Source organism: Nonomuraea sp. NPDC050451 (assembly GCF_044458585.1).
On the sequence record NZ_JBITHZ010000008.1, the window covers coordinates 1 to 25,528 of the forward strand.

The following is a 25,528-nucleotide window of genomic DNA, read 5'->3' on the forward strand; positions in this document are numbered from 1 at the left end:
GGTTACATTCCGAACCCGGAAGTTAAGCTTCTCTGCGCCGATGGTACTGCACTCGGGAGGGTGTGGGAGAGTAGGTCGCCGCCGGACAATCTTTGAGGGGGTTCGACGCCTTGGGCGTCGGACCCCCTTTTTTTTGTGTCGTGCCTCCGGGGGGCGGGGCCGTGAGGCGCTCTCTCGTACGGCCTGCTGCCCGCCCCTGCACTAACACCGGCCACATTGGCTTCGAGCGCACATTTCGGTAAGTGTGCTGTTGCCTGGAGGGCACGGCTGTGCGCTGTTTCGCAATTCGAGTGCCTCCTCCGCTGTCTTCGTTAATAGAGGACAGGCATCGATCGCTTCGACGCCGGCGGATCCCAGCGGTAGGGATCAGGATCTGGACGTGGATTCAGATATTTCGCGGAGGCGTAGTGACATGGCGAACACCCTCGCTGACCCTGCGTTTGTGGTCCCGCCGATATATGGCTTGCGTCCGGGCTCATGGACGTACTGGGGCTTGCTAGGCTGGTAGGAACCGGGCCACCCCACGGGTGGCCTTCGTCGCGTAAGGCCTGAGGGCGGCGACCAGCCACGGTGGACCGTCGTTGTGAGTCCGCTGGGTGAGCCAACGAAATGGACCAGAAGTGAACAGAGATAACGGATCGGACGGCGGACAGCGCGGGCGCGGCGACTACGGGGACGGGCGCTCCAGCGGAGGCGGCAGGAGCGGCGGGTACGGCTCTCGCGGGCGAGACTCCGGCGGCGACCGTCCGTTCCGTTCCGATGACAGGTCGCGCCCCTACGATCGTGGAGACAGGACGCCGCGGCGCGACGAGGGCTATCGGGACGATCGTGGTCCGCGTCGCGAGGGGGATGAGCGTCGTCCGTTCCGGGATCGGGATGATCGCGGCCCCCGTCGTGAGGGTGGCTTCGGCGATCGGCGCGAGGGCAGGTACGGCGACCGCCGTGAGGGCGCTCCCCGGGACGACCGCGGTCCGCGTCGGGAAGGCGGCTTCGGCGAGCGCCGGTATGGCGACCGTCGCGAGGGCGCTCCCCGCGATGACCGCGGTCCGCGCCGCGAGGGTGGGTTCCGCGAAGACCGGGGCCCGCGCCGCGAGGGCGGCTTCCCTGACGATCGCGGCCCGCGTCGCGAGGGCGGCTTCCGCGATGACCGAGGACCGCGCCGCGAGGGCGGCTTCCGTGACGATCGCGGTCCGCGTCGCGAGGGCGGCTTCCGCGATGACCGAGGACCGCGCCGCGAGGGCGGCTTCGGCGACAGCCGTGGCCCTCGGCGCGAGGGTGATGATCGGGGTCCCCGGAGCGACGATCGTCGTACCTACCGGGACCGTGACGATCGTGGTCCGCGTCGTGAGGGTGACGAGCGTCGTTCGTTCCGGGATCGGGATGATCGCGGCCCCCGTCGTGAGGGCGGATTCGGCGATCGGCGCGAGGGCAGGTACGGCGACCGCCGTGAGGGCGGTCCCCGCGACGACCGCGGTCCGCGTCGGGAAGGCGGCTTCGGCGAGCGCCGGTATGGCGACCGTCGCGAGGGCGCTCCCCGCGATGACCGCGGTCCGCGTCGTGAGGGCGCTCCCCGCGATGAGCGGGGCCCGCGTCGTGAGGGCGGGTTCCGCGATGACCGGGGTCCCCGTCGTGAGGGTGGGTTCCGTGAAGACCGGGGCCCGCGCCGCGGGGGCGGGTTCCGCGACGATCGCGGTCCGCGTCGTGAGGGTGACGAGCGTCGTCCGTTCCGGGATCGGGATGATCGCGGCCCCCGTCGTGAGGGCGGCTACGGTGACCGGCGCGAGGGTGGCTACGCCCCCCGGCGCGAAGGCTCGCGTCCGTTCTCGAGGGACGACCGCGGCCCCCGCCGGGAAGGCGGTTACGGCGACCGCCGCGAAGGTGGGTTCCGGGAGGACCGGGGTCCCCGTCGTGAAGGCGGATTCGGCGGCAGGCGCGAGGGCGACCGTGGCCCGCGTGGCGGCGGCGACCGTCGCGAAGGCGGTTTCGGTCCCCGTCGGGACTCGCGGCCGTTCTCGCGGGACGACCGCGACGAGCGTCCCGGCTCCTCGGGCACCCGCGCCAGGTACGGCAGGTCCGACCGCGAGGCCGAGGCCCCGCAGCGCGAGAAGCTTCCCGAGGTCGCGCCCGACATCACCGCGGACGAGCTCGACAAGGAAGTTCGCGAGGAGTTGAGGTCCCTCCCCGGCGACCTCGCCGAGCTGGTGGGCCGGCATCTCGTCGCCGCCGAACGGGCGCTCGAGGACGACGACCCCGACCGTGCGCACGAGCACACGAAGGTGGCACGTAGGTTCGCGGCCAGGATCGGCGTCGTACGGGAGGCCGCGGGCATCGTCGCCTACCGTGCGGGACACTTCTCCGAGGCGCTGAGCGATCTGCGCGCGGCCAGGAGGATGACGGGCTCTGACGCGTACCTGCCGGTCATGGCTGACTGCGAGCGCGGTCTCGGCCGTCCGGAGCGGGCGCTTGATCTCGTACGTTCGCCAGAGGCCGAGCGCCTCGACCGAGCCGGACGCATCGAGCTGACCATCGTCGAGTCCGGCGCCCGCCGTGACCTGGGCCAGCACGACGCCGCCGTGATCACCCTGCAGCGCCTCCCTGAGCTGCGTGACCCGCAGCCCAGGCCGTGGTCGGCGCGGCTGGCGTTCGCGTATGCGGACGCTCTGGCCGAGGCCGGGCACCAGGAGGCGGCTACGGACTGGTTCGGGCGGGCGATGGCGTTCGACGAGGACGGGGAGACGGACGCCGCCGAACGCTACGCCGAGCTGACCGGGTCCGTCATCGAGGACGTCGAGGAGGACTTCGACTACGAGGACGACTTCGACGACGCCGGCGCGGCCGAGGCAGCTGAGGCGGCCGAGGACGTGGATGACGCGACGGCCCTGGCCGAAGCGGGCGACCTCCTGTCCTCCCCGGAGAACGTCTCGAACGAGGCGCGCGCCGACGTAGTCGATCAGGAGTCACCGGATTCGGCCCCGGCCGAGGAGGCACCGCGGGAAGCGGCGCCGGCCGACGTCCTGGAAGACCAGTCGGAAGACGTGGCCACTGCGGACGTTCTGGAAGAGGAGCCGCAGGAAGCGGCCTCGGCAGACGTACGGGATCAGGAGTCGCGAGAAGCGGCCCCGGCGGACGCATCGGATCGTGGACAGCAGGTTGCCGCGGCCGAAGCGCCCGAGCAGACCGGTCCCGCCGACGCTGACGAGGGCACTGACGAGCAGCGGACTGCTCCGGAGGCTGCGAAGCAGGCCGAGGCACCGGGCATCACCCCGGCATTCATCGAGCCCAACTTCGGCGACACGCTCAACGACGAGTCCGACGAGCCCGCCTCAGACGTCAAGCGCAAGTCCGACGACTGACACCACATCCCCGCCGTACCCGGACCGCTACCGTCGCCACCCGACGGTCAAGGCGGTCCGCTACGGCGGGGACGGGGTGGGCGACCGCTCGCGGTCGCATTGAATGACGAACGCCTCGAGGGATCCCGTACGGCTTGATCGTGAGGATCCCCCGCGATTGAGGGCGAAGAGCTCGGCACGCGTACGGTGCCGAGGAACCCAGCTCACGTCTGGCGGCCCTGAGATCCCATACGCGTCCGATCCGCGTGAAGTCCCGCACCCGTCTCGCGTCGAGAATCCTGCATGTCTTTGACGGCGAGGAACTTGCACGCGTCAGGTGACGCGGAGTTACGCGGGTGTCCGAGGACGAGGAGCCGCGTGTGCGCCTGGCGGCCCGTACACGCGTTGATCGCAGGCACCTGACGTCGACGAGGCCGGCGCACGTGCAACGGCATGACCCCTGACACGTATGACGCCGAGAACCGACGCACGCACGACCTCTGGGCATTGGCCAGGGGACGAAAGCGGGCCGGGCGACGGCGGGGACACTTGCCCGCCCCCATCGCCCGGCACCTCCCACAACGCGCGGCTACGGTGAGACGCGGTTGAGCCAGTGGAGGATCCCCGCCACGTTCGACGGAGCACCACTCAACAGCTCGAACTGCTCAGCCGCCCCATCCTCCCCAGCCTCAGCCTCCAACGCCCGATACCGATCCTTGGTGCGATCCCTGACCATGGCGACAGCGTGGTCCAGATCCATCCCCTCAGCATGAGCCTGCCGAGTGAGATCAACCCAGATGCGAAGCTCCTCCGCAGACCGCTCCAAGGTCTCCTGTACGGCATCGACCGGCCCATAGTGGCTGAACAGCAGCCGCTGCGGCCCAAGCGCCCCGAACAACCCGATCGAGTCGAGCGCCGTCTGCAGGTCGAAGTCCGGCGGCGGCGTCGCCGGACGGAGATCGCCCGTCTCAGGGAGGTAGACGCCGGCCGCGTCGCCGACATACAGGTCGCCGGTGGCGGAGTCGATCAGGCCCACGTGGTGTTTCGCGTGCCCAGGGGAGTAGTGGCTGTTCAGCGTGCGTCCGTTGCCCAGGTCGATGGCTCCGGTGTCGCCGAGGGCCACGATGCGTTCGGCCTCGGTGGGGGACAGTTCACCAAATAGCGTGTCGAGCTTGTCACCCCACACCATGCGCGCGCTCGCCATCAACCGTGACGGATCAGCCAGATGGCGGGCGCCTTTCTCGTGTACGACGATCTGTGCGGACGGGAAGAACTTGGCGATGTCGCCCACGCCACCGGCATGATCCAGATGAATGTGCGTCACCACGACGGTGGCCAGGTCCTCCGGGCCGACGCCGAGCGAGGCCAGCGCATCGCGAACTACAGGCGCCGAGGTCGAGGTGCCCGTCTCCACGAGGCACGGCCGATCCCCCAAAATCAGATAGCCGGCCGTGATACCCGTGTATCCAGCCATTTTGGTGTCGATTTCATAGACGTCGCCACCCAACGCGGTGATGTTTTCCACAGGAACTCCCGACCCTCCAGCCGCTGTCCCCAGAACGGCATTCCAACCGATCCGGCCTCCTCCTCATCGTAGATAGTGATCTCCACCAGAGCACCGATCGGAGGACGACAGTGGACCGAAACGAAGTCCTGCTGGTAGGCCGGCTGTCGGCGGGGGTCGAGGAGCACTCCTTGCCCAGCGGCGACACCGTGGCGAAGTGGCGCATCATCGTGCGCCGCCGCCGCAACCGACGCGGCGCGGCCCTGACCGACAGCATCCCGTGCGTCACCTTCGACGCGGAGACGGCAGCCACAGTCCGTGGCCTCAAACCCCGCGACTACATGGAGGTGACAGGTTCCTTCCGCTGCCGCGTCTTCGGCCCGTCCGCAGCCAAGATCTGGCGGTACGAGGTGGAGGTGAGCTCCGCCAGACCGTACGAAGCCGACGTTCCCCTCCCCACGGACCTTCCGGACGACCCCACCCTCAGCCCCCACGGAAGCCTCGCCGCCCTGATCCCCCGCCAAGTGGTCTACCTCGCCCCAGCAAGTTGAGCCAGTGTCCGCATCAGGGACACTGGCCGCACCGGGGACACTGGCGGCACGGGGGACACTGGCGGCACCGGGGACACTGGCGGCACCGGAGACACTGGCGCACCACGGACACTGGCGCACCACGGACACTGCGGGCTGGCGTGCGGAGAGCGCCGGAGGCCGCCCGGCCCGCTCTCCGTGGGGGGCGAGCTGGCCGCCGCAGGCGTAGATTCCCTCGACCGGGCACGGCGTATGCCTCGACCGAGAGAGCATGGCCGGCCTCTGCGGCCAGCGGTAATGTTCGCGGCCATCACGCGGCGTCGTTCGGCCAGGACGCGCTCGCTGGTGGGCGGCTGGGCTGACCGTTTGATCGGGGCGGTCCCCGGACGGGTGATCGTGCTGGGGCGTGCGCCGTTCCGTGAGTGCCATCGCGCACGGGTAGTTCTCGCACAGGGGCGAGGGCGTCCCCATGCTCGCGGCGCGCTTCATGCACGGCGGGAGCCCCTGCACTCGATCAGACGGCAGCGGTTGTGAAGAATCAGGCGCCACGGTTGGGAGGAGGCGTCTGCGTCAGTCGATGTCGAACGTACGGAGGACCAGGCCGGTTCTGGGTTTCGGGCCGAAGGAGGTGGACTTGCGGGGGACTCGTTCGCCGCCTGCAGCGACAGCCAGCACGTCGTCGACCGCGAGCGGCTTGAGGAGCACCGCGGTGCCGCCGGTGCGGATGGCCAGTCGCACCGCGGCGTCCGTGTCGTGATGGACGATGCGTACGGCCTGCTCGTCGTCGCGCATACCCCACACCTTCGGCAGGACGAACTCCGTCAGCACGGAGGTGTTGAGGGAGTTCCAACGGTCGGAGTGGTCGGGCGGCATGGCGCGGGCGAGTTGCACCGGGTCGGGGTCGGTGAGCAGGTGCGTGCCGCCCTCCCCGGCGAGCAGGAAGGCCGGCTCCGGAGCCTCCTTCAGGGCGACCAGACCCTGCGCCAAGTCGTCGAAGTCGTGAACGCGCCACGCAGCCCTGGCCTTGGTGGTCGCCTCGGCGAGGGGAAGGCCGGGGATCACGCGGTGGATGGCCTGCAGATTGGGCGGGTACGCGGTGGAGTCGACGAGCAGGGCCAGCCCGAAGTCCCACGGCCCGACAACGGGCTCTGGAGTTGAACGGCGGCCGCCGGAGCGCCCGGATCCGGCCTCACCGGAGACACCGGCGGTAGCAGAGGTCCCGGAGATGTGGGAGGCATGGGGGACCCCAGGGATCGGCGACTTCCCATCCACCCCGAGGTTCCCGCTGGGGGAGAGCGTCTTCGGATCCGAGGGGATGGCGGGATGAGGTGGGGGAGCCGTTGGCTCGACGTCAGAGGGAGACGGTAGGGCCTTGGACGTGGCGTCGGGTTGAGCTGCTGAGATGGCGGGCTGCTCGGCTTGTGGAGTGGTGGCGGGATGCGCGGCGGTGGTGAGCGGGTGCGCCTTGGGAGTGGCGGCCGACTCTGCCTCTGCGGCGCTGCGTGCCAACGCCTCTGAGGTGGTGGATGGTCCCGCGTCCAAAGTGCTGGGCGACAGCGTCTCTGAGGTGGTGGATGGTTCGGCGTCCAGGGCGCTGGGTGCCAGCGTCTCTGAGGTGGTGGATGGTTCGGCGTCCAGGGCGCTGGGTGTCTGGGTGGTGGATGGTTCTGCATCCAGGGGGGTGGGCGACTCGGCCTTTGAAATGGTGGCAGGCCGGGACGGGTGGGCTTCTGACGTGGCGGTGCCCGGTGGTGATGGTGGCGTCTTAGGGATGTCGGGTGGTTCGGGTCTGGTGGTGGTGGAGACCGACAGGTTGGGCCGAGGTGAGTGATGGGTGGCGTGCTCCTGGCGTTGGAGTACGCGGTACGTCGCGTACCGGTGGTGGCCGTCGGCGATCAGGGCTTGGCGGTCGTGGAGGTCGGCGTTTATCGCGTTGATCTCTGAGGTGTCCGTGATGGCCCACAGGCGGTGCGTGAGGCCGTCCTCAGTGTGGGCGGACACGAGAGGGTGTCGTTTCGAGGCCACCTCGTTCACCAGGCGAGTGGCCGTGCCGTTGTCGCCGTTGTAGAGGAGGAAGATGGGTTCGAGGTTGGCCTGCGTGGTGCTCATGAGGGCGAGCCGGTCGGTGATGGGGCCGGGCATGACGTCCTCGTGGGGGAGGATGATGCGCTGCCCCGGATCGGCCAGGCCCACGTCGCCGATCAAGCCTCGTTGCAGGACGTTCGGCCCGCTCTGCTCGTACACATAGAGCGCCGGAACGTCGTCCGCCACCAGGACACCCGTGTCCAGCCAGGCCCTCAGCGTGTCCCGGGCCTCGGCGTAGCGGGTTTCGAGCCCGGCGTCGGACGGTGTGGGAGGAGTGGACGCCTGCTGTTCGGTGGTGGTCGGCTCGCCGTCGGCCGACGGGCGGTGCGGCGCGGTGCTGGGTGAAATTCGGGCGCCAGGGGTAGCGCCTGGTTCCTGTTGCCGGTGGGGGGCCGGTGACTTGGTGGAGGAATCGCTCCGGGGCGAGCGGGGAAGGATGAGGCGGACGACGTTGTTCGGATGGGAGTCCAGGAGGGCGTCCACGTCGGCGTCGGAGATCAGGTCGTATGGTGGGGAGGTCACCTTGGCGGGATCTTCGACGGCGAAACGTACCCCTCGGAAGGGTCGCAGCACCAGCCCGTCCGGCATCGGCAGTTCAGGAGTCCCCATACCGGGCATGCTCCCATAAATGCTTGTGCCTTCCGGAAGTCGCCCCATGGTTGCAGCCCGTGCCCGTTCCGCAGCAGGGCGAAGCGGGCCCTCGTTCAGCGATGAAGGAGTCCTCACGCATGGCCCACGATGGAAACGTTCAGGACGAGAACTCAGGTGCTCCCGGGGGCGGAGTTTACGACTGGTATCAGCGTGGGGTGAGATTGCTGAAAGAAGGTAGCCCGGCTGCCGCTGCCGCGCTGCTGGAGCGTGCCGCCGCGGCCGAACCCGAATCGCGCAGCATTCTGGAGGCGTTGGCTCGGGCGCAGTTCAATTCACGGCAGTACGCGGAGGCTGCCGCCAGTTTCCGCCAGATCGTGAATGCTAATCCGGCCGAGGATTATGCCTACTTTGGCTTGGGGTTGTCGTTGTGGCGGACCGGGGATGTGGAGGGGGCCCAGGAGCCCCTGGCCATCGCGGTGGCCATGAGGCCGGATGAGCGGCATTATGTGTCGGCTTTGAAGAGTGTTCGCGCTACCTTGCGAGCTCGTCGCGAAATGTAGTCGGAGGGCGTGGGGTATCGGGCAGCGGTCCTGGTCTCTTGTGGTTGTCTCCTTCGGCTGTCTGAACTCGTGTGGTTCCGGTGTGGGGATGCGCGTTGAGCGATGCCCTGCATCGTTCTGGCGATGGGTTGGATCTTGAGCGGCCTCTTGAGTCAAGCCTGGTATGTGAGTGGACGGTAAGCGGCGTTTTTGTCGTTCTCGAGCGGGATTTGCGCGGTCGGCAATGGCGTGGTCTGGCGGGCCGACGGTTGGCGATGGCGGGGGTGCCCGTCATGTCCGGCGGCGAGAGGGTGCGGCGGCGGGCCGTGAGGGTGGCATTAAGCGATCTCATGCGCCGCAGCGCAGGTGAAGGCTGCTCAGGTTTGCTGGGTGCAGCTAGTGGTTTTGGGATGCCGCCCGCGTGACCGTCGGTGTGGAGCTTTGGCGTGAGGGTGCGGACGGGATGAGGAGCGCTGGCGGTGTGGAGCCTGGGTGAGTTGTCAGAAGGCCCTCGCGAGCCGGGCAGAGCTCCACGCATGGCTCACCGCCCGGGGGCGCAGAGCGGGGGGAGCCTCGCTCCGCTGTGTGAGTGGGCGTGTTCGCGGCGCGCGAAGGGGCGGCTACGGTCACCCGCCACGCTACGGCGGTCGCGAGTGGGCTTTGTCGCGAGGGGTGTTGGTGTGGCGCAAGCTCACAGTGGGGTGAGGACTGGTCGGGGTTGGGCGGTGGGGTGGGGAAATGGTCGGCCTTCGTATGGGTCAGAGTTGGGGCGGCGCTAAAGTCGCACGCGGCGTGAGAGTCAAACGGGGAGGCACTGTGCTGATCGACGGGTATGACACCCTGCTGCTCGACCTCGACGGTGTGGTCTACCTGGGCAGCCATGCGGTGCCGGGGGCGCCGGAGGCGTTGGAGGAGGCTCAGCGGCGTGGGGTGCGGCTGGCGTACGTCACCAACAACGCCTCTCGTACGCCTGCTGCCATCGCCACTCACCTGCGTGAGCTTGGGGCGCCGGCCTCAGCTGACGACGTGGTGACTTCGGCCCAGGCTGCGGCCCGGTTGGTTGCCGAAAGGGTGCCGCCTGGGTCGAACGTGCTCGTCGTCGGAGGGTCCGGGTTGCGGTTGGCCGTACGGGATCGAGGGCTTAGGCCGGTTTCTACCGCCGCCGAGTCGCCTGTCGCTGTGGTGCAGGGGATCGCCCCCGGGCTGTCGTATGGGTTGCTGTCGGAAGGGGCGTTGGCGGTGCGGCAGGGGGCGTTGTTCGTGGCCTCCAACGGGGACAGCACGATGCCTACCGGGCGAGGGGAGTTGCCGGGGAACGGGGCGATGGTTCGGGTGATCGCGGCGGCTACCGGGGTTGAGCCGGTTTATGCGGGTAAGCCTGATCCGCCGTTGCACCGGGAGTCCATGATCCGTACGGGGGCGCGGCGGCCGCTGGTCGTGGGGGATCGGCTGGACACCGACATCGAGGGGGCCTCCAATGCGGGGGTTGAGAGCCTGCTGGTGCTGACCGGGGTGGCGGCGGCTGTCGATGTGCTGACGGCAGGACCGCATCATCGGCCCACTTATGTCGGTGAGGATTTGCGCACGCTGCTGGAGTCTTATCCCGAGGTGCGGGATGGGGCTTGCGGGGGGTGGCAGGCCCGGTGGCACGACGGCGTGCTGCGGCTTGACGGCGACGGGAGCCGGATTGATGGGCTGCGGGCTGCCTGCGACGCGGCGTGGGCCGTGGCCGGCGACGGGCGCGTCGAGGAGGACGCGGTGAAGCCCGTGCTGGATCGGTTGGGCTGAGATTCGCGGGGCTGGGTCACCGTTGAGGTGCGCCCATCTCGCTGAAGTGTTGCCGGGTAGAGGCTGGTGAATGCAGGGACGGTTGGTGCTGCCTCCGCCGCTGCTGCTGTGGTTGTTGCTGTCGAGATCGGCGGGCTCGGCTGTCTCAGCTGCGTGATGTCGCGCGGTTGGCGTGGCGAGAGCTTTGGTGTGGGCTCGATTGGTGCCGCTGGGCTGCCGGTGGCACCGCATATCTCAGGATGCATGGTGCGCCGGGGGCGACCCTGGTGAGCTTGGTGTGGGTGGCGCAGGGGTGGGCTTGGCGCGAGGGAGGGTGGTGCCGTCGTGGCGGCTACGCCGGTGGCGGTTGATTGGCGTCAGCCGGCCTGCTGCGTTCGGCGGGACGATGCGTCGGGGGCGTCGGGGGCGTCGGGCACGCCGGGGCCGGGGCGGTGGGGCGGTGGGTTGGAGCCGCCCTTGGGGGGCGGCTGGGGGAGAGTTGGGGTCGTGTGAGGGCCCTAAGGCCGGGGTGGTGGGGTTGTTGGGTGGGGTGGATTTGTTAGAGGAGTCGGCGGAGGCGGAGGAGGTCGCCGAAGCTGGCGTCGATCTTCACTCGTCCTCCGAGCAGCGCGCGAGCGAGATCCAGTTCCCCGTCCACCAGGGCGATCAGGTCGTCGCTCGCGATCGTGAGCTTGACGTCCGCCGGTTTGCCGTCCGCTGGCGGATGCTCGGTGAACGGGTCGAGCCCTCCGTGGTGCAGCCGGCCGTAGAAGATCACGTCGAGGTCGGGAACCCGGCAGCTGACCGTCCGCTCGACCACGTGTTTGGCGCGATCCTGCTCGTCGATCTCGTCGAACTGGGCGACGAGCTTCACCAGTGCCGCCCGGCACTCCTCGACGCTTGCCATGATGCGCATCCTTTCATTTCCCTTTGCGGACGGTAGCGTTCCACATCAGTAGCACCCCCGTATGAGCTTCAACGCGTGACACGCCTGCCAAGGTCCCGGGCGCTCGCGGGAGGCGTTACGGTCGAGTCATGAGTGAGCTGCCGGAGGAGACCGGCGACGAGCGGGTCGATGCCATCGTGGCCGGTCTGGGCCGCCTTGGCGAGCTGCCGGTGAGTGAGCACGTGCAGGTCTTCGACGAGGCGTTCTCCGGGCTCGAGTCCACGCTGGCCACCGCAGTGGAAGAGCAGTGAGCCGGCGGATCCGCCTCGACAGCGAGCTGGTACGCCGCGGCCTGGCCAGGTCGCGGGAGCAGGCCGCGCAGCTCATCGAGGCCGGCCGGGTGAGCGTCGGGGGCCAGCCGGCGCGCAAGCCCGCCACCCAGGTCGAGACCGCCTCCGCCATCGTGGTCGCGGAGTCGGAGGACGGGCCCGACTACGTTTCGCGAGGAGCGCACAAACTGCTCGGCGCCCTCGAGGCGTTCGAGAACCTGAAGGTGGAGGGCCGGCGCTGCCTCGACGCGGGCGCCTCCACCGGCGGCTTCACGGACGTGCTGCTGCGCCGCGGCGCCGCCCACGTGCTCGCCGTGGACGTGGGCTACGGCCAGCTGGCCTGGTCGCTGCGTACCGACGAGCGGGTGACGGTGATGGAGCGCGTCAACGTACGCGACCTGACCCCCGAGATGGTCGGCGAGCCGCCCACGCTGGTCGTGGGTGACCTGTCCTTCATCTCGCTGCGGCTGGTGCTGCCCGCGCTGGCCTCGGTCGCCGCGCCGCGGGCCGATTTCGTGATGCTGGTCAAACCGCAGTTCGAGGTGGGCAAGGACCTCGTCGGGGCGGGTGGGGTCGTGCGCGATCCCGAGTTGCGCGGGCGTTCGGTGAGTGATGCCGCCGCCAAGGCCCGGGAGCTGGGGCTGACCGTGCGCGGCGTGACCGCCAGCCCGTTGCCGGGACCATCGGGAAATGTCGAATATCTGCTCTGGCTAGGCAAAGGGGAGGGCGAGCCCTCTGTCGCCGACCTCGAAGCCGAGATCCAACGTGCCGTCGCGGAAGGGCCGCAATGAAACGGACCGTGCTGGTCGCCGTACACACCGGGCGTGAAGCCGCAGTCGAGAGCGCTCGCCTGGTCATCAACCGGCTGGTGGACGCCGGTATCAACGTCAGAGTGCTCGAATCCGAGTACGCCGAGGTCGGCTGCGGCGGCGTGGAGTCTGTGCCCGGAGACCCGGGCGCGGTCAAGGACGCCGAGGTCATGATCGTGCTCGGGGGCGACGGCACGCTGCTGCGCGCGGCCGAGCTGACCAAGCCGGCGGGCACGCCGCTGCTGGGAGTCAATCTCGGGCATGTCGGGTTCCTGGCCGAGGCGGAGGTCGCCGACCTGGCCGAGGCGGTCGACAGCGTCGTGGCGGGCCGCTACGACGTCGAGGAGCGCATGACGATCGACGTTCTCGCCAGGCAGAACGGCCGGGTGATCGCCGACACGTGGGCGCTGAACGAGGTCACCGTGGAGAAGCAGGAGCGCATGCTCGAAGTGGTCGCCGAGATCGACGGCCGCCCCCTGTCACGGTGGGGGTGCGACGGTGTGATCTGCGCCACCCCGACAGGCTCGACGGCCTATGCTTTCTCAGCGGGCGGACCCGTCGTGTGGCCGGAGGTGGAGGCGCTGCTCATGGTGCCCATCAGCGCGCACGCGCTGTTCGCCAGGCCGTTGGTGGTCTCGCCGCGCTCCACGCTGGCCGTCGAGATCCTGCCCGAGACGCCGGGCGGCGTCCTGTGGTGCGACGGGCGGCGCAGCTTCGAGTTGCCGTCGGGCTCGCGGGTCGAGGTGCGCAGAGGCGCCGAGCCCGTACGCCTGGCGCGGCTGCACGGCGTGGAGAGCAGCGGCGCGCCGTTCACCGACAGGTTGGTCGCCAAGTTCGAGCTTCCTGTCCAGGGCTGGCGCGGAAGGGTGCGACCCTGAGTCAATGGAGGCGGGACCGCGTAGGATCGCCTGGGCACACGTTGGCACACGTGTTCGGAGACGACGCGGGTGACCATCAGACACGGCAGTGAACGGGAGTGGGCAGTGCGACCAAGGGTCGAGGAGGTCCGCATCCAGGGGCTCGGCGTCATCGATGAGGCCGTTCTCGAGCTTTCGCCGGGCTTCAACGTGGTCACCGGCGAGACCGGCGCGGGCAAGACGATGGTCGTGACCGGGCTCGGGCTGCTGTTCGGCGGCCGGGCCGACCCCTCGCGCATCCGCCCGGGGGCCGACCGGGCGAGGGTCGAGGGCACACTGGTCATCCAGCCGGCCGGGCGCGTCTCCCAGCAGGTCGAGGACATCGGCGGCGAGGTCGAGGACGGCGAGCTGATCATCTCGCGCACCGTCTCGGCCGAGGGCAGGTCCAGGGCCTGGCTCGGCGGGCGCACGGTGCCCGTCGGCACGCTGACCTACCTCGCCGACGACCTGGTGGCCGTGCACGGGCAGATGGACCAGCAGCGACTGCTCCAGCCGGCCAGGCAGCGCGCGGCGCTCGACCGCTACGCCGGCAACGAGCTGGTCAAGCCGCTGCGGGCATACTCACAGGCGTACAAGCGGCACAAGCAGGTCGGCGCGCTGCTCGAGGAGCTGACCACCAGGGCCAGGGAGCGGGCGCAGGAGGCCGACCGGCTGCGGTTCGGCCTGGAGGAGATCGAGAAGGTCGACCCCAAGCCGGGCGAGGACACCGAGCTGCGCGGCGAGGAGGAGCGGCTCTCGCACGCCGACGCGCTGCGCAGCGCCGCCACCACCGCGCACACCGCGCTGCTCGGCGACCCCATGGAGGCGGCGGGAGGCCCTCACGACGTGATCTCGCTGCTCGGCGAGGCGCGGGCGGCCGTGGAGGCCGTGCGCGACTTCGACCCCCAGCTCGCCTCCGTGGCCGACCGGCTGGCCGAGGCCGGCTACCTGATCTCCGACGTGGCCACCGACCTGGCGGCCTACGCGGAGTCGATCGAGGCCGACCCGGCGCGGCTGGCGGCGGTGCAGGAGCGCCGGTCCGTGCTGTCCGGATTGATCCGGAAATACGCGGAGGACAGTGCGGGTGTCCTGTCCTGGGCGCAGCAGGCCGCCACGCGGCTGGCCGAGCTGGAGGGCGATGACGAGCGCATCGAGGAGCTGACCCGTGAGCACGAGGAGCTGACCGCGCGGCTCACCGACCTGGCCGCCGAGCTCACCAGGGTGCGCCAGGCCGCCGCCGAGCGGTTCGGCCAGGCCGTGACCGAGGAGCTGACGGCGCTGGCCATGCCCCATGCCAGGGTCGTGGTGCACCTCACCGAGAGCGAGGAGTTCGGCCCCGAGGGCCGCGACGAGGTGGAGCTCCGGATGGCCGCCCATCCCGCCGCGCCGCCGCTGCCGCTCAACAAGGGCGCCTCCGGCGGCGAGCTGAGCCGGGTCATGCTCGCGATCGAGGTGGTGTTCGCGGGGGCGGACCCGGTGCCGACATTCGTGTTCGACGAGGTGGACGCGGGCGTCGGCGGCAAGGCCGCGGTCGAGATCGGGCGCCGGCTGGCCAGGCTCGCCCGCACCGCGCAGGTGATCGTGGTCACCCACCTGCCGCAGGTCGCCGCGTTCGCCGACCAGCATCTGGTGGTCGAGAAGGCGAGCGACGGCAGCGTGGTGCGCAGCGGCGTGGTCACGCTCGACCACGAGGGCAGGGTACGCGAGCTCTCCCGCATGCTGGCGGGCTTGGAGGACTCCGAATTGGGCAGGGCCCACGCGGAAGAACTCCTGGGACTTGCCGCGGCAGACAGGTGATCCTGGGTGACATAGCGGACACGCCGCGTAATGCGTGGCCTCTGCGCTGTTTCGCTCTGGCAGGATGGTCTTGATGAAGGTTCCGGGAAGCAAGATGCCGGGCCTCCGCGGCCGGAAGGTTGGAGACCTTCCCGGTGTAACGGCAGTGGCGAGAATCGACCGGCGGACCAAGAGGCTGACAAAGCGCCTCCAGCCCGGGGAAATTGCGATTATCGACCACGTTGACGTTGACCGGGTCAGCGCGGAGGCGCTCGTTGCATGCGGTGCCGCGGCGGTGGTGAACGTCGCCTGCGGCATCAGCGGCCGCTACCCCAACCTGGGGCCCCAGATTTTGCTCGAGGCGGGCGTTCCGTTCGTCGACAACGCCAATCAGGAGCTGTTCGAGCGCATCAAGGACGGCGACGTCGTACGCGTCAGCGACGGCGTCGTTTACCTCGACGACGACATCGTCGGCAAGGGCAGCGAGCAGACCGTCGAGGCCGTCGAGTCGGCCATGGCCGAGGCCCGCGCCGGGCTCGCCGTGCAGATCGAGGCTTTCGCCGTCAACACCATGGAGTACGTTCGCGGTGAGGGCAAGCTTCTCATCGACGGAGTCGGCGTGCCTGAGATCCGCACCCCCATGGAGGGCAGACATGTCCTCATCGTGGTGCGCGGATATCACTACAAGGAAGACATCGCCACCCTCCGCCCCTACATCCGCGAATACCGTCCCGTCCTCGTCGGCGTCGACGGCGGGGCCGACGCGCTCCTGGAGGCGGGCTACCTGCCCGACGTGATCGTGGGCGACTTCGACTCCGTCTCCACCAAGGCCCTGACCTGCGGCGCCGAGCTCGTCGTACACGCCTACCGCGACGGCAGGGCGCCGGGCCTGGAGCGCGTCCACCAGCTCGGCCGTGAGGCGGTGATCTTCCCCGCCACCGGCACCAGCGAGGACATCGCGATGCTCCTGGCCGACGACAAGGGCGCGGAGCTGATCGTGGCCGTGGGCACCCACGGCACGCTGGAGGAGTTCCTCGACAAGGGCCGGCCGGGCATGGCCAGCACCTTCCTCACCCGGCTGATCATCGGCAGCAAGCTCATCGACGCCAAGGGCGTGAGCAGGCTCTACCGCAGCCGTATCTCCACCCCGCAGTTGCTTCTGCTCGTGATCACGGCGCTGATAACGATGAGCGTCGCCCTCTTCCTCTCACCGATCGGCCAGACCTGGCTGAACGGTCTGCAAGATGCCTGGAACGCGTTCATCTTCTGGCTGGTCGGACTCTTCTCGTGATCGATTTTCGCTATCACCTCGTCTCCATCGTCGCGATCTTCCTGGCGCTCGCGGTGGGGATCGTGCTGGGCACCACGCTGCTGCAGGAGCCCGCGGTCAAGTCGGCGCAGGAGGTGGCCGCCCAGCTCACCAAGTCGAAGGAGGAGCTGCGGACGCAGCTCGACACGCTGCAGGGCCGCGAGTCCGGCAACGACGCGCTCATCACCGCTCTGACGCCGGACCTGGTGGCGGGTGACCTGACGGGCCAGCGGGTGCTCCTCGTCGAGACGCCCGGCTCCAGCACCACCGTTCGCGAGGCCGCGCAGCAGGTGCTCACGCAGGCGGGCGCGGAGATCTCCGGACGGGCCTCGCTGACGGAGAAGTTCTTCGACCCCAAGGGCGTCGGCGTGCTGGACGGTCTGGTCAGCCAGCTCAAGCCGGCCAACATGATCTTCCCGGCCACGGCCACCTCCTGGGACCGGGCCGCCATGCTGCTGTCGGCTGCCTTCGTCACCCCCGACCAGGCGCAGGCGAACACCCCCAACCCCGCCACCGCCGAGGTCGTCGGCTCGTTCGAGACGGGCGGGCTGCTCACGACCGACGGCGACCCGGTCAAGCGGGCCACGCTGGCCGTCATGCTCGCGCCGGAGAAGCCGTACGAAGGCGAGAGCGCCGAGGTCCAGGCGGGCGCGCTCGTCTCCGTGGCAGGCGGGCTCGACCTGGCCGGCAAGGGCACGGTGCTGGCCGGGACCGTCGCGACCCCCGCCGCGCCCGGCGACCCGATCGCCGCCCTGCGCGACGACGGCGAGGTCTCCAAGCGTGTCAGCTCGGTCGATACCGCCGACATGCCCGCGGGCCGGGTCGCGATCGTCTACTCTCTCCGGGAGCAGCTGAACGGGCGTGCCGGCCAGTACGGCATCGGCAAGGGCGCCTCGGCGATGCTGCCCACGGTGACGACCGCCACTCCGTCCCCCACCACCCAGTCAGGGAGCTGACATGCCTGCCACCCAGGCCCGTGGCCTCCTCTACGCGCTCGCCGGTGCCGCGATCGGCGCCGCGGCCGCCCGCCTCGCGTACGCCGCGTTCACCCGCAACAAGCCAGCCGACCTGAGCGGCCGCTGGACGCGCAAGAACCACCGCGGCGAGCCCATCACGCTGCTCGAAGGCCCCGCGTTCGTGGCGGGGGCGAGCACGGCGGCCGCGCTCACGCCCGGCCTGCCGGGGCGGTTGCGCCTGGCCGCGCTCGTCGCGGGTGCCGGCAGCGGCGCGTTCGGCGCCTACGACGACCTGTACGGCACCACGTCGTCCAAGGGCTTCAAGGGCCACCTGACCGCGCTCGCCCGGGGCGAGGTCACCAGCGGCGCCGTCAAGATCCTCGGCATCGGCGCCACCGGGCTCGGCGCCGCCGCCCTCGTCTCGCGGGGACCGGTCGACACCCTGGTCAACGGCGCCGCCATCGCCGGCGCCGCCAACCTCGCCAACCTCTTCGACCTGCGCCCCGGCCGGGCCATCAAGGTGGGCCTGCTGACCGGCGGGCCGCTGCTGGCCGCCTCCCTCTTCCGCGACTCGCCCGCAGCCGCGGCGCTGGCCGCCGTGCCGCTGGGGGCCGCCGCGGCGCTGCTGCCGGAGGACCTCGGGGAGCGCGCCATGCTCGGCGACGCCGGGGCCAACTCCCTGGGCGCCCTGCTCGGGCTTGCCGCCGTCGCCAAGCTGGGCCGCCCGGGCCGCTACGTCCTGCTGGGCACCGTGGTGGCGCTGACCGCCGCCGCGGAGAAGGTCAGCTTCACCAAGGTCATCGCCGGCAACCCCGTGCTCAACCGCCTCGACATGCTCGGCCGCCGTCCGGTCGACCCTGTGTGACCGCTCGTTTGTCGGTACGACCTGCCAGGATGTTCTGCGTCGGCGCGATCGGGCGCGGGGCTGGGGAGGCCGGGTGGCAGTGGTGACGGCGCGGGGGGTCGCGGGCGGCGCCATGCTCATCGGGGCCATCACGGTGCTGGCCCGCGTCGCCGGGTTCGCCAAGCAGTACGCCTTCGCCCAGACGGTGGGGACCAACTGCCTCTCGACCGCTTACATGACCGCCAACCAGATCCCCAACATCGTGTTCGAGGTGGTCGTCGGTGGGGCGCTGGCCGGGATGGTCGTCCCGGTGCTGGCGGGCGCGGACACCCGGGCCCCGGATGGCGAGCGGGTGGGGCGGATCAGCTCGGCGCTGCTGACATGGGTGGTCGTCGTGCTCGTCCCGCTGGCCGTGCTCACCGCGCTGTTCGCCGGGCCGGTCATCGGGCTGTTCTTCGGCTCGGGCCTCGACAAGTGCGACACCGGGGCGGTGACGGCGGTCGCCACCCGGATGCTGGTCGTCTTCGCGCCCCAGATCCCCCTTTACGGCGTCGCCGTCGTGCTCTACGGCGTGCTGCAGGCGCACAAGCGCTTCGCCGGGCCCGCGGTCGCGCCCCTGGTGTCCAGCATCGTGGTCATCGTGGCCTACCTGCTGTTCGTGCCGCTCAGCGGCGGCGACAGCGATCCCGCGACCCTGCCCGGCCCGGCCGAGCTGGCGCTGTCGCTGGGGACCAGCCTGGGGGTGCTGGCCCTGGTGCTGGCCGTGATCGGGCCCACGGCCCGGCTGGGGCTGAGGTGGCGGCCCACGCTGCGGTTCCCCGACGGGGTGGCCGGGCAGGTGCGCCGGCTCGCCTTCGCCGGGATCGCCGCGCTCCTCGCCCAGCAGGCCGCCACGATCGTGGTGCTGGTGCTGTCCAACAACGCGATCGGCACCGGCGCCATCGCCGTCTACAACTACGCGTGGGCGATCTACCTGGTGCCGTACGCGGTGCTGGCCGTGCCCATCGCCACCAGCGCGTTCCCCCGGCTGTCCGCGCAGGCCGGCGAGCCGCAGGCGTTCGCCGAGCTGGCGGCGCGCACCACGCGGGCCGTGGTGCTGGTGTCCGGGCTGGCCGCCGGGGTGCTGGCCGCCGCCTCGGGGCCGGGCGCCGTGGTGTTCCTCGGGTTCAAGACCGTCGTGTCCCCGTCCGAGCTGGCCCACGCCATCGCGCTGTTCGCGCCGGGCCTGGTCGGATACGGGCTGATCGCTCATCTGAGCCGGGTCCTCTACGCGGCCGGCCGCGGCCGGGCGGTCGCCACCGGGACCGTGACGGCGTGGGTGGTGGCGGCGGTCGCGCAGGCGGTCTTCGCGCTGGCGCTGCCCGCGGGCTTGAAGATCGGCGGTCTGGCACTCGGCATGAGCGTGGGCATGAGCGTGGGCGGGGCGCTGCTGCTCGGCTCCGTGGTCCGCGCCCGGGGGAGCGCGGCGGTGGCGGGCCTGCCTCGCGCGGCGGCCGCGGCGGCCGGGGGCGGATTCCTGGGTTATCTGGCAGGGACCGGCGTGGTGGAGCTGGTCGGCGCGAGCGGCATCTGGCCCAACGTGTGGGCCACCGTCCTGGCCGCCGTCGTCGCGCTGGTGGTGGGGGCCGTGGTCGTGGCCCTGGTCGATCGGGTCGACGCCGATGCCGTGGCCGGGCTGCTGCGCCGGGGCGGGCCGGGCTGAGCGTGCCGCTGCTGGCCCGGCGGCCGGGAGCGGCGAGGAAGGAGCGGGTTGTGCGGGTGGCTTTCGTGCTGGGCACCACGTCCGGCGGCACCGGGCGGTATGTCCGGATGCTGGTCGAAGGGCTGGTGCGGCGCGGGCACCAGGTGGCCGTCATCGGGCCGCGCAGCGTCGAGGAGCAGTTCTCGTACGCCGACGCCGGGGCTCGGTTCGCGGCGGTGGCCGTCTCGGACCGGCCGCGCCCCGCCAACGACCTGCGCACCGCGCTCGCCATCAGGCGGTTGACCCGGGACGCCGACGTCGTGCACGCCCACGGGTTGCGGGCCGGGGCGCTGACCGCCCTCGGGAAGCGGGGCGGGCCGCGACTGGTGGTCACCCTGCACAACGCGCTGACCGCCGGAGGGTTCGTCGGGCTCGTCTACGGGGTCCTGGAGCGCATCGTGGCGCGGCGCGCCGATCACGTGCTCGTCGTCTCGCCGGATCTCGGCGCGGGCATGGCCCGGCTCGGGGCCCGCGACGTGCGGGCCGCCGTGGTGCCCGCGCCCGGGCTGCGGCCGGTGGTACGCACACCGCGGCAGGTCAGGGACGAGCTGGGTGCGGGCGACCGGCCGGTGCTGCTGACGATCGCCCGGCTGGCCCAGCAGAAGGGGCTCGAGACGCTGCTCGACGTCGCCGCCGGGCCGTGGCCGTCCGGGCAGCCGCTGTTCGTGGTCGCGGGGGACGGGCCGCTGCGCGGCGCGTTGCAGAGCAGGATCCAGGCCGAGAGCCTGCCCGTAGTGCTGCTGGGCAACCGGGACGACGTGCCCGACCTGCTCGGGGCCGCCGTCGCGCTGGTGATGCCGAGCCGGTGGGAGGGCCAGCCGCTGACCCTCCGCGAGGCGCTCATGGCAGGAACTCCGGCAATCGCCTCCGATGTGGGTGGGATTCCAGAAATTTTGAGAGATGCAGGGATCTTGGTTCCGCCCGGGGACGTCGAGGGGTTGCGCAGGGCCGTACAGGCGCTCGCAGCGCCCGGAGCTGCGGAAACGCTGGCCGCGGCGGCCCGGCGGCGGGGGCGGGAGATGCCCGGTGAAGACGACGCCGTCGAGAGCGTGCTGGCCGTTTACGGTGGTCAAGATCCAAAGGATGATTAGGCCGCGCCGACCGGTTCTCATATACTGCCTGGGTTAGGGAGGGGAGTATCCCTTCGCGACAGCCTCGTCATCACGGTGCAGCCCCGCTCCACGGGGCCCCCGGGGCTGCCGGTCCGCGGTTTTCAGCGGGCGGGAGAGACCTCCGGCAATGAGTCGTGCATGCCGGAGGGCCTTGTTGTGACTGTACCCGTGTGGGCCTGGATCGCTGTGATCGGCGGTCTCCTTGTCGTCCTCGCCATTGACTTGTGGATAGTCGACCGTGGAGAAGCCCGAGAGTTCTCCATGCGGCAGGCCGGATACTGGGTGACGTTCTATGTCGCCCTCGCCGTCGTGTTCGGGTTGATCTTGTGGGGCACATTCGGAGGAGACAAGGCCGGTGAGTTCTTCGCCGGCTACATCACCGAATACAGCTTGAGCGTCGACAACCTCTTCATCTTCTTCATCATCATGAGCAGGTTCGCCGTGCCACGGGAATACCAGCACAAGGTGCTGCTCGTGGGCATCCTGCTCGCGCTGGTGATGCGCGGCGTCTTCATCGCGCTCGGGGCCGCTGCCCTGGAGCGCTTCAGCTGGCTCTTCTACGTGTTCGGCGCCTTCCTCGTCTACACCGCGATCAACCTCGTCCGCCAGCACCTCAAGGGCGAGGAAGAGGAGTTCAACGAGAACGTCGTGCTGAGGTGGGTGCGCAGGGCCTTCCCCACCACCGACGGGTACGTCGGCTCCAAGGTCACCGTCAAGATCGACGGCCAGCGCATGGTCACCCCGATGCTCATCGTGATGGTCGCGATCGGGAGCACCGACCTGCTCTTCGCACTCGACTCGATTCCCGCGATCTTCGGGCTCACCAAGGACCCGTTCATCGTCTTCACGGCCAACGCGTTCGCCCTGATGGGATTGCGTCAGCTCTACTTCCTGCTGGGCGGGCTGCTGCAGCGACTGGTCTACATCAGCTACGGTTTGGCGTTCATCCTGGGGTTCATCGGGGTTAAGCTGATATTGGAGGCGTTGCACGCCAGCCATGTCTCCTGGGCGCCCGAAATTCCCATCTGGGTGTCGCTCTCGGTCATCGGCGCCACCATGGTCATCACCACCGTGGCCAGCCTGATCAAAGCCCGCATCGACGCGCGCAAGGGCGAAGAACCGCACCCGGAGCAGGTCTAGCGAAAAGGGCTTCGAGGCGCTTTGCTTGTGTAGTTGCGCCGTGTAATAGTTGCTAGTTCTGTAACATCACGGCAAAGCGCCCAATCCAGTCACCACCAAAGGTTGTACGTGTCAGACGATTCTGCCAAGTCGAGCCGCGTCAGGCTCGCACGCGGGGTCTCCCCGTGGCTCCTCCCGACGGTGGCCGCGGCGGCCGCCACCGCGCTGCTGACGCGCCGAGACCGGCGCTGGGCGCTCGCGGCGGTGCCGCTGAGCGCGCTCACCGGCGGCATGCTCTGGTTCTTCCGCGACCCCGACCGCACTCCTGGCGAGGGCCGCATCCTGTCGCCCGCCGACGGCGTGGTGCAGAGCATCGACCCGTGGCCGGACGGCCGCACTCGGGTCGCGATCTTCATGAGCCCGCTGAACGTACACGTCAATCGGGCCCCTCTTGCGGGAAATGTCACGTCCGTGCAGCATGTGGCAGGTGGGTTCCTGCCGGCGTTCAACAAGGACAGCGACCAGAACGAACGCGTGGTGTGGCATTTCGAGACCACGCTTGGCGACATCGAGATGGTGCAGATCGCGGGCGCGGTGGCGCGCAGGATCGTGCCGTACGTGAGCAGCGGTGCGAAGGTCGCGCAGGCCGAGCGGATCGGGCTCATCAGGTTCGGTTCGCGCGTCGACATCTACCTTCCCGAAGGGATCTCTCCCGCGGTGTCCGTGGGTGAGAAGACGGTTGCGGGGGTGACCAGAATTGACCGCGGCTGACGCCGGCAGTTGGCAGGCGGATGAGGAAGAACCTCGAGGTCCCGTCGGCAAGGCGTTCCGCCTGTCCGCCGCGGACTCCCTCTCGCTGGGCAACGCGGTCTGCGGGTTCCTCGCGGTGTGTGTCCTGGCCTACTCCGCGATCCAGCAGCTGAAGGTCGCCGGCGGTCACTTCACGCCCGTTCCCAGCTATTTCGCCACCGCCATCGTGCTGCTGCTCATCGGCGCGACGTGCGACCTGTTCGACGGCCTCGTCGCACGGCGCTTCCGCGCCTCCGCGATGGGCGCCGAGCTCGACAACCTGGCCGACGTCATCAGCTTCGGGTTCGCGCCCGCGTTCATGGTCGTGATCTGGGGCGGGTTCACCGACCAGGTGCCGTTCCCGATGGTGGTCGGGGCGGCGGCGGCCGTGCTGGTGGCCGGCGTCGTACGTCTGGCCAGGTTCGCCTGCGTCAAGACCAAGAGCGGCGACTTCATGGGCCTGCCCATCCCCATGGGGGCCATGACCGTGATCTCCATCGTGCTGCTGTTCCAGCCGAGCGTCTGGTCCCTGCTGGCCGTGCTCGCCGTGGCGTGGCTGATGGTCAGCCGGATCGAGTACCCCAAGCCGAAGGGGCAGCTCCTGGCGGGCGTCCTGGGCTGGATCATGGTGAACGTGGCGTTCCTGACCTTCTGGGTGGCCTGGCCCGAGGGCGGCGACATGCCGATCAAGATCGGTGCGAGCATGCAGATCGCGCTCGTGGCGGCGATCCCTCTGCGGGTGCTGGTCTACAAGCGGGAGCAGCGCCGCGAAGCCGAACGTATTAACAACTGACCGGGATTTTTCGTCTTACTTCGGCTTTGATGGATCCATGTCGGCTACGCCGCGCGAGCACACGCGCACGTACTATCTCGGCAAGCTGGCCACGGAGCTGGAGCAGCGCGGGCTGACGGCCACGCTCCGGCCCTACCCGCCCGCGTTGCGGATCAGCGATCCCGACACGGCGCTGCTGGCGGAGACCGTCGACTGCGTGCCGATGTCCGACGGATGGTTCTATCGGTGGTCATGGGGCGAGCTCGTCGGCCTGGCCGACGACCCCGCCCTCGCCGCCGACCGCATCCTCCACGTCCTGGCCACCCGCCAGTAACCAATCTTCAGCCCATCCTTTACGGCTGAGCACGGTGGGCCGCGCGCCGGTCAAGGGCTTCATCCTTTACGGCTGAGCACGGTGGGCCGCGCGCCGGTCAAGGGCTTCATCCTTTACGGCTGCGCACGGTGGGCCGCACGCGCCGACGTGGGTGGCCGTCTGTCATGGCCGGTCGTGAAGGCTCACGGGTTGCTCGCCGTGACGACGCGCATTCTGGGCCGACTCCGTGGTGAGCCTGACCATGGCGGCATCCAGAGAACGGCACCCTCAGAGGTGCCGAGGCGCTCCTCGCTTGCAGACGGTCGTTCCCATGCCGCAGGCTGCGCAAGTCCGTTCAAACCGCGCGGTCCATGCGCAGCCGGGTTTTGTCACCAGCCGCGGGCCTTCCATTCGGGGAGGGAGGGGCGTTCGGTGGCGAGGGTGGTGTCCTTGCCGTGGCCCGGGTAGATCCAGGTTTCGTCGGGGAGGCGGTCGAAGATGCGCTCCACCACGTCGTTGTAGAGCTGGGTGAAGCGCTGCGGGTCCTTCTGCGTGTTGCCGACGCCGCCGGGGAACAGCGAGTCGCCCGTGAACAGGTGGTGCCCCGCCTCGCCGCCGTCGTACAGCAGGGCGATCGAGCCCGGCGTGTGGCCGCGCAGGTGGATGACCTCCAGGGTGACGGCGCCGACCGTGATGGTGTCGCCGTGCTCGACCGTGCGGTCCACCGGCACGGGCAGGGCGGGCGCGTCGAGCGGGTGGGCGATCACCGCGGCGCCGGTGACCTTGGTCACCTGCTCCAGCGCCTGCCAGTGGTCGCCGTGCTGGTGGGTCGTGACGATCGAGCCGATGGACTGGTCGGAGATCAGGGCGAGCAGCCGGTCGGCGTCGGCGGCCGCGTCGATCAGCAGCCCCTCGCCGGTCTCGGCGCAACGCAGCAGGTACGCGTTGTTGTCGAACGGGCCGACGGCGAGCTTGTAGATGGTGAGCGCGGGCAGCTCGCGTACGTCGGCGGGACCGCCGACCTGGACGTCACCTGTGTAGGTCATGGGTAGTCCTTCGGGGGTGTCGTGGGCAGATCAGCGGGGGCCGGCATCGTCAGCCACGGCGGCGGCTCCGGAAGCGCCGCGCCCTCGGGCGTGAACGACTGCCCCACTGGCACCAGCGTAACGCCCTCACCCTTCGACCGGCCGGTCAGCCAGGCCAGCATGTTGGCCGGTGTGCCCTCGACCGGGGCCGGAGCCGAGTCCGGGCCACTTGGCGGCGAGCTCGTCCGACGGGTTCTTGAGCACGATCTCGCTCATCGTGCTGGGGGCATGCGGCCAGCGGGCGCGTACGTCGTGGAGTTCGCGCAGGACGAACGGCTCGGGCCAGTCCGCGGGGCCGTATCCGGTGGCCAGGTCCACGAGGTGAAGACCGATCTCGCGCAGGCGGCGTACCGGGAGGTCGGGCGGGCGCATGCCCTCCACGCAGGCCGACCAGCGGTCCTGCGGCAGGTCGCGGACGGCGGCGGCCAGGCGGGTGGCGCTGTT

22 protein-coding genes, 1 rRNA gene and 1 pseudogene are annotated in these 25,528 nt (G+C 70.0%); 18 read left to right on the forward strand and 6 right to left on the reverse strand.

Features of this window, described 5'->3' with window-relative positions:
- A 5S ribosomal RNA gene (gene rrf / locus ACIBI9_RS24975) occupies positions 1–87 on the forward strand; the annotation flags it as partial.
- A gap of 224 nt (positions 88–311) precedes the next feature.
- On the opposite strand, the gene ACIBI9_RS24980 is transcribed toward rrf, so the two are convergent.
- Positions 312–2,264 (reverse strand): hypothetical protein, encoded by a 1,953-nt coding sequence (locus ACIBI9_RS24980; RefSeq protein ID WP_397224745.1) that lies wholly within the window; start codon positions 2,262–2,264, stop codon positions 312–314.
- On the opposite strand from ACIBI9_RS24980, the gene ACIBI9_RS24985 reads away from it, so the two are divergent.
- Entirely contained in the window at positions 2,169–3,353 is a 1,185-nt protein-coding gene (locus ACIBI9_RS24985) for a hypothetical protein (protein WP_397224747.1), read from the forward strand. The genes ACIBI9_RS24980 and ACIBI9_RS24985 overlap by 96 nt on opposite strands.
- Before the next feature lie 568 nt (positions 3,354–3,921).
- Here the strand turns inward: ACIBI9_RS24985 and ACIBI9_RS24990 are convergent.
- Positions 3,922–4,857: an MBL fold metallo-hydrolase gene (locus tag ACIBI9_RS24990; RefSeq protein ID WP_397224749.1), complete on the reverse strand. Its 936-nt coding sequence runs from the start codon at positions 4,855–4,857 to the stop codon at positions 3,922–3,924.
- Between the two features lie 110 nt (positions 4,858–4,967).
- Between ACIBI9_RS24990 and ACIBI9_RS24995 the strand changes: the two genes are divergently transcribed.
- A complete protein-coding gene (locus ACIBI9_RS24995; RefSeq protein WP_397224751.1) occupies positions 4,968–5,387 on the forward strand; it encodes a single-stranded DNA-binding protein in 420 nt (139 codons plus the stop codon).
- Between the two features lie 549 nt (positions 5,388–5,936).
- On the opposite strand, the gene ACIBI9_RS25000 is transcribed toward ACIBI9_RS24995, so the two are convergent.
- Positions 5,937–8,060 (reverse strand): DUF1015 family protein, encoded by a 2,124-nt coding sequence (locus tag ACIBI9_RS25000; protein ID WP_397224753.1) that lies wholly within the window; start codon positions 8,058–8,060, stop codon positions 5,937–5,939.
- 119 nt (positions 8,061–8,179) lie between these two features.
- On the opposite strand from ACIBI9_RS25000, the gene ACIBI9_RS25005 reads away from it, so the two are divergent.
- Positions 8,180–8,602, forward strand: coding sequence for a tetratricopeptide repeat protein (locus tag ACIBI9_RS25005; RefSeq protein ID WP_397224755.1), 423 nt, complete (start codon positions 8,180–8,182; stop codon positions 8,600–8,602).
- A 795-nt stretch (positions 8,603–9,397) separates the two neighbouring features.
- On the forward strand, positions 9,398–10,369 hold the full coding sequence (locus tag ACIBI9_RS25010; protein WP_397224757.1) for an HAD-IIA family hydrolase: 972 nt from the start codon (positions 9,398–9,400) through the stop codon (positions 10,367–10,369).
- A gap of 538 nt (positions 10,370–10,907) precedes the next feature.
- On the opposite strand, the gene ACIBI9_RS25015 is transcribed toward ACIBI9_RS25010, so the two are convergent.
- On the reverse strand, positions 10,908–11,255 hold the full coding sequence (locus ACIBI9_RS25015; protein ID WP_397224759.1) for an SCP2 sterol-binding domain-containing protein: 348 nt from the start codon (positions 11,253–11,255) through the stop codon (positions 10,908–10,910).
- A 128-nt stretch (positions 11,256–11,383) separates the two neighbouring features.
- Between ACIBI9_RS25015 and ACIBI9_RS25020 the strand changes: the two genes are divergently transcribed.
- The 13 genes from ACIBI9_RS25020 (at position 11,384) to ACIBI9_RS25080 (ending at position 24,020) form a co-directional block, all read left to right on the forward strand.
- A complete protein-coding gene (locus ACIBI9_RS25020; protein ID WP_192785752.1) occupies positions 11,384–11,545 on the forward strand; it encodes a hypothetical protein in 162 nt (53 codons plus the stop codon).
- The gene (locus ACIBI9_RS25025) at positions 11,542–12,354 is read left to right on the forward strand and encodes a TlyA family RNA methyltransferase (RefSeq protein ID WP_397224761.1); all 813 of its coding nucleotides are present in this window, start codon (positions 11,542–11,544) and stop codon (positions 12,352–12,354) included. The genes ACIBI9_RS25020 and ACIBI9_RS25025 overlap by 4 nt, the downstream gene beginning before the upstream one ends.
- Positions 12,351–13,250, forward strand: coding sequence for an NAD kinase (locus tag ACIBI9_RS25030; protein WP_397224763.1), 900 nt, complete (start codon positions 12,351–12,353; stop codon positions 13,248–13,250). The genes ACIBI9_RS25025 and ACIBI9_RS25030 overlap by 4 nt, the downstream gene beginning before the upstream one ends.
- 105 nt (positions 13,251–13,355) lie before the next feature.
- Entirely contained in the window at positions 13,356–15,065 is a 1,710-nt protein-coding gene (gene recN, locus ACIBI9_RS25035; RefSeq protein ID WP_397224765.1) for a DNA repair protein RecN, read from the forward strand.
- A gap of 73 nt (positions 15,066–15,138) precedes the next feature.
- Positions 15,139–16,335, forward strand: coding sequence for a putative cytokinetic ring protein SteA (steA, locus tag ACIBI9_RS25040; RefSeq protein WP_397224767.1), 1,197 nt, complete (start codon positions 15,139–15,141; stop codon positions 16,333–16,335).
- A complete protein-coding gene (locus ACIBI9_RS25045; RefSeq protein ID WP_397224769.1) occupies positions 16,332–17,309 on the forward strand; it encodes a copper transporter in 978 nt (325 codons plus the stop codon). Before steA ends, ACIBI9_RS25045 begins: the two co-directional genes overlap by 4 nt.
- Position 17,310: 1 nt before the next feature.
- On the forward strand, positions 17,311–18,174 hold the full coding sequence (locus ACIBI9_RS25050; RefSeq protein WP_397224771.1) for a hypothetical protein: 864 nt from the start codon (positions 17,311–17,313) through the stop codon (positions 18,172–18,174).
- A 73-nt stretch (positions 18,175–18,247) separates the two neighbouring features.
- Positions 18,248–19,855: a murein biosynthesis integral membrane protein MurJ gene (gene murJ / locus ACIBI9_RS25055; protein ID WP_397224773.1), complete on the forward strand. Its 1,608-nt coding sequence runs from the start codon at positions 18,248–18,250 to the stop codon at positions 19,853–19,855.
- Between the two features lie 50 nt (positions 19,856–19,905).
- Positions 19,906–20,985, forward strand: coding sequence for a glycosyltransferase family 4 protein (locus ACIBI9_RS25060; RefSeq protein WP_397224775.1), 1,080 nt, complete (start codon positions 19,906–19,908; stop codon positions 20,983–20,985).
- A 177-nt stretch (positions 20,986–21,162) separates the two neighbouring features.
- Positions 21,163–22,146 (forward strand): TerC family protein, encoded by a 984-nt coding sequence (locus tag ACIBI9_RS25065; RefSeq protein ID WP_397224777.1) that lies wholly within the window; start codon positions 21,163–21,165, stop codon positions 22,144–22,146.
- Positions 22,147–22,254: 108 nt separating this feature from the next.
- On the forward strand, positions 22,255–22,896 hold the full coding sequence (locus tag ACIBI9_RS25070; protein ID WP_364855059.1) for a phosphatidylserine decarboxylase: 642 nt from the start codon (positions 22,255–22,257) through the stop codon (positions 22,894–22,896).
- Positions 22,883–23,707, forward strand: coding sequence for a CDP-diacylglycerol--serine O-phosphatidyltransferase (gene pssA / locus ACIBI9_RS25075; RefSeq protein WP_397224779.1), 825 nt, complete (start codon positions 22,883–22,885; stop codon positions 23,705–23,707). Before ACIBI9_RS25070 ends, pssA begins: the two co-directional genes overlap by 14 nt.
- A 37-nt stretch (positions 23,708–23,744) precedes the next feature.
- The gene (locus ACIBI9_RS25080) at positions 23,745–24,020 is read left to right on the forward strand and encodes a hypothetical protein (protein ID WP_397224781.1); all 276 of its coding nucleotides are present in this window, start codon (positions 23,745–23,747) and stop codon (positions 24,018–24,020) included.
- 368 nt (positions 24,021–24,388) lie between these two features.
- On the opposite strand, the gene ACIBI9_RS25085 is transcribed toward ACIBI9_RS25080, so the two are convergent.
- Positions 24,389–25,045: an MBL fold metallo-hydrolase gene (locus ACIBI9_RS25085; protein WP_397224783.1), complete on the reverse strand. Its 657-nt coding sequence runs from the start codon at positions 25,043–25,045 to the stop codon at positions 24,389–24,391.
- Positions 25,046–25,171: 126 nt separating this feature from the next.
- Positions 25,172–25,528: pseudogene (locus tag ACIBI9_RS25090) on the reverse strand (hypothetical protein); the annotation flags it as partial.

Excerpts from the sequence above, each read along its gene's own strand:
- steA (WP_397224767.1), top strand. The coding sequence starts at position 15,139 with ATGAAGGTTCCGGGAAGCAAGATGCCGGGCCTCCGCGGCCGGAAGGTT.
- ACIBI9_RS25050 (WP_397224771.1), top strand. The coding sequence starts at position 17,311 with ATGCCTGCCACCCAGGCCCGTGGCCTCCTCTACGCGCTCGCCGGTGCC.
- ACIBI9_RS25085 (WP_397224783.1), bottom strand. The coding sequence starts at position 25,045 with ATGACCTACACAGGTGACGTCCAGGTCGGCGGTCCCGCCGACGTACGC.
- ACIBI9_RS25030 (WP_397224763.1), top strand. The coding sequence starts at position 12,351 with ATGAAACGGACCGTGCTGGTCGCCGTACACACCGGGCGTGAAGCCGCA.
- ACIBI9_RS25020 (WP_192785752.1), top strand. The coding sequence starts at position 11,384 with ATGAGTGAGCTGCCGGAGGAGACCGGCGACGAGCGGGTCGATGCCATC.
- ACIBI9_RS25015 (WP_397224759.1), bottom strand. The coding sequence starts at position 11,255 with ATGGCAAGCGTCGAGGAGTGCCGGGCGGCACTGGTGAAGCTCGTCGCC.
- ACIBI9_RS25000 (WP_397224753.1), bottom strand. The coding sequence starts at position 8,060 with ATGGGGACTCCTGAACTGCCGATGCCGGACGGGCTGGTGCTGCGACCC.
- ACIBI9_RS25005 (WP_397224755.1), top strand. The coding sequence starts at position 8,180 with ATGGCCCACGATGGAAACGTTCAGGACGAGAACTCAGGTGCTCCCGGG.
- ACIBI9_RS25080 (WP_397224781.1), top strand. The coding sequence starts at position 23,745 with ATGTCGGCTACGCCGCGCGAGCACACGCGCACGTACTATCTCGGCAAG.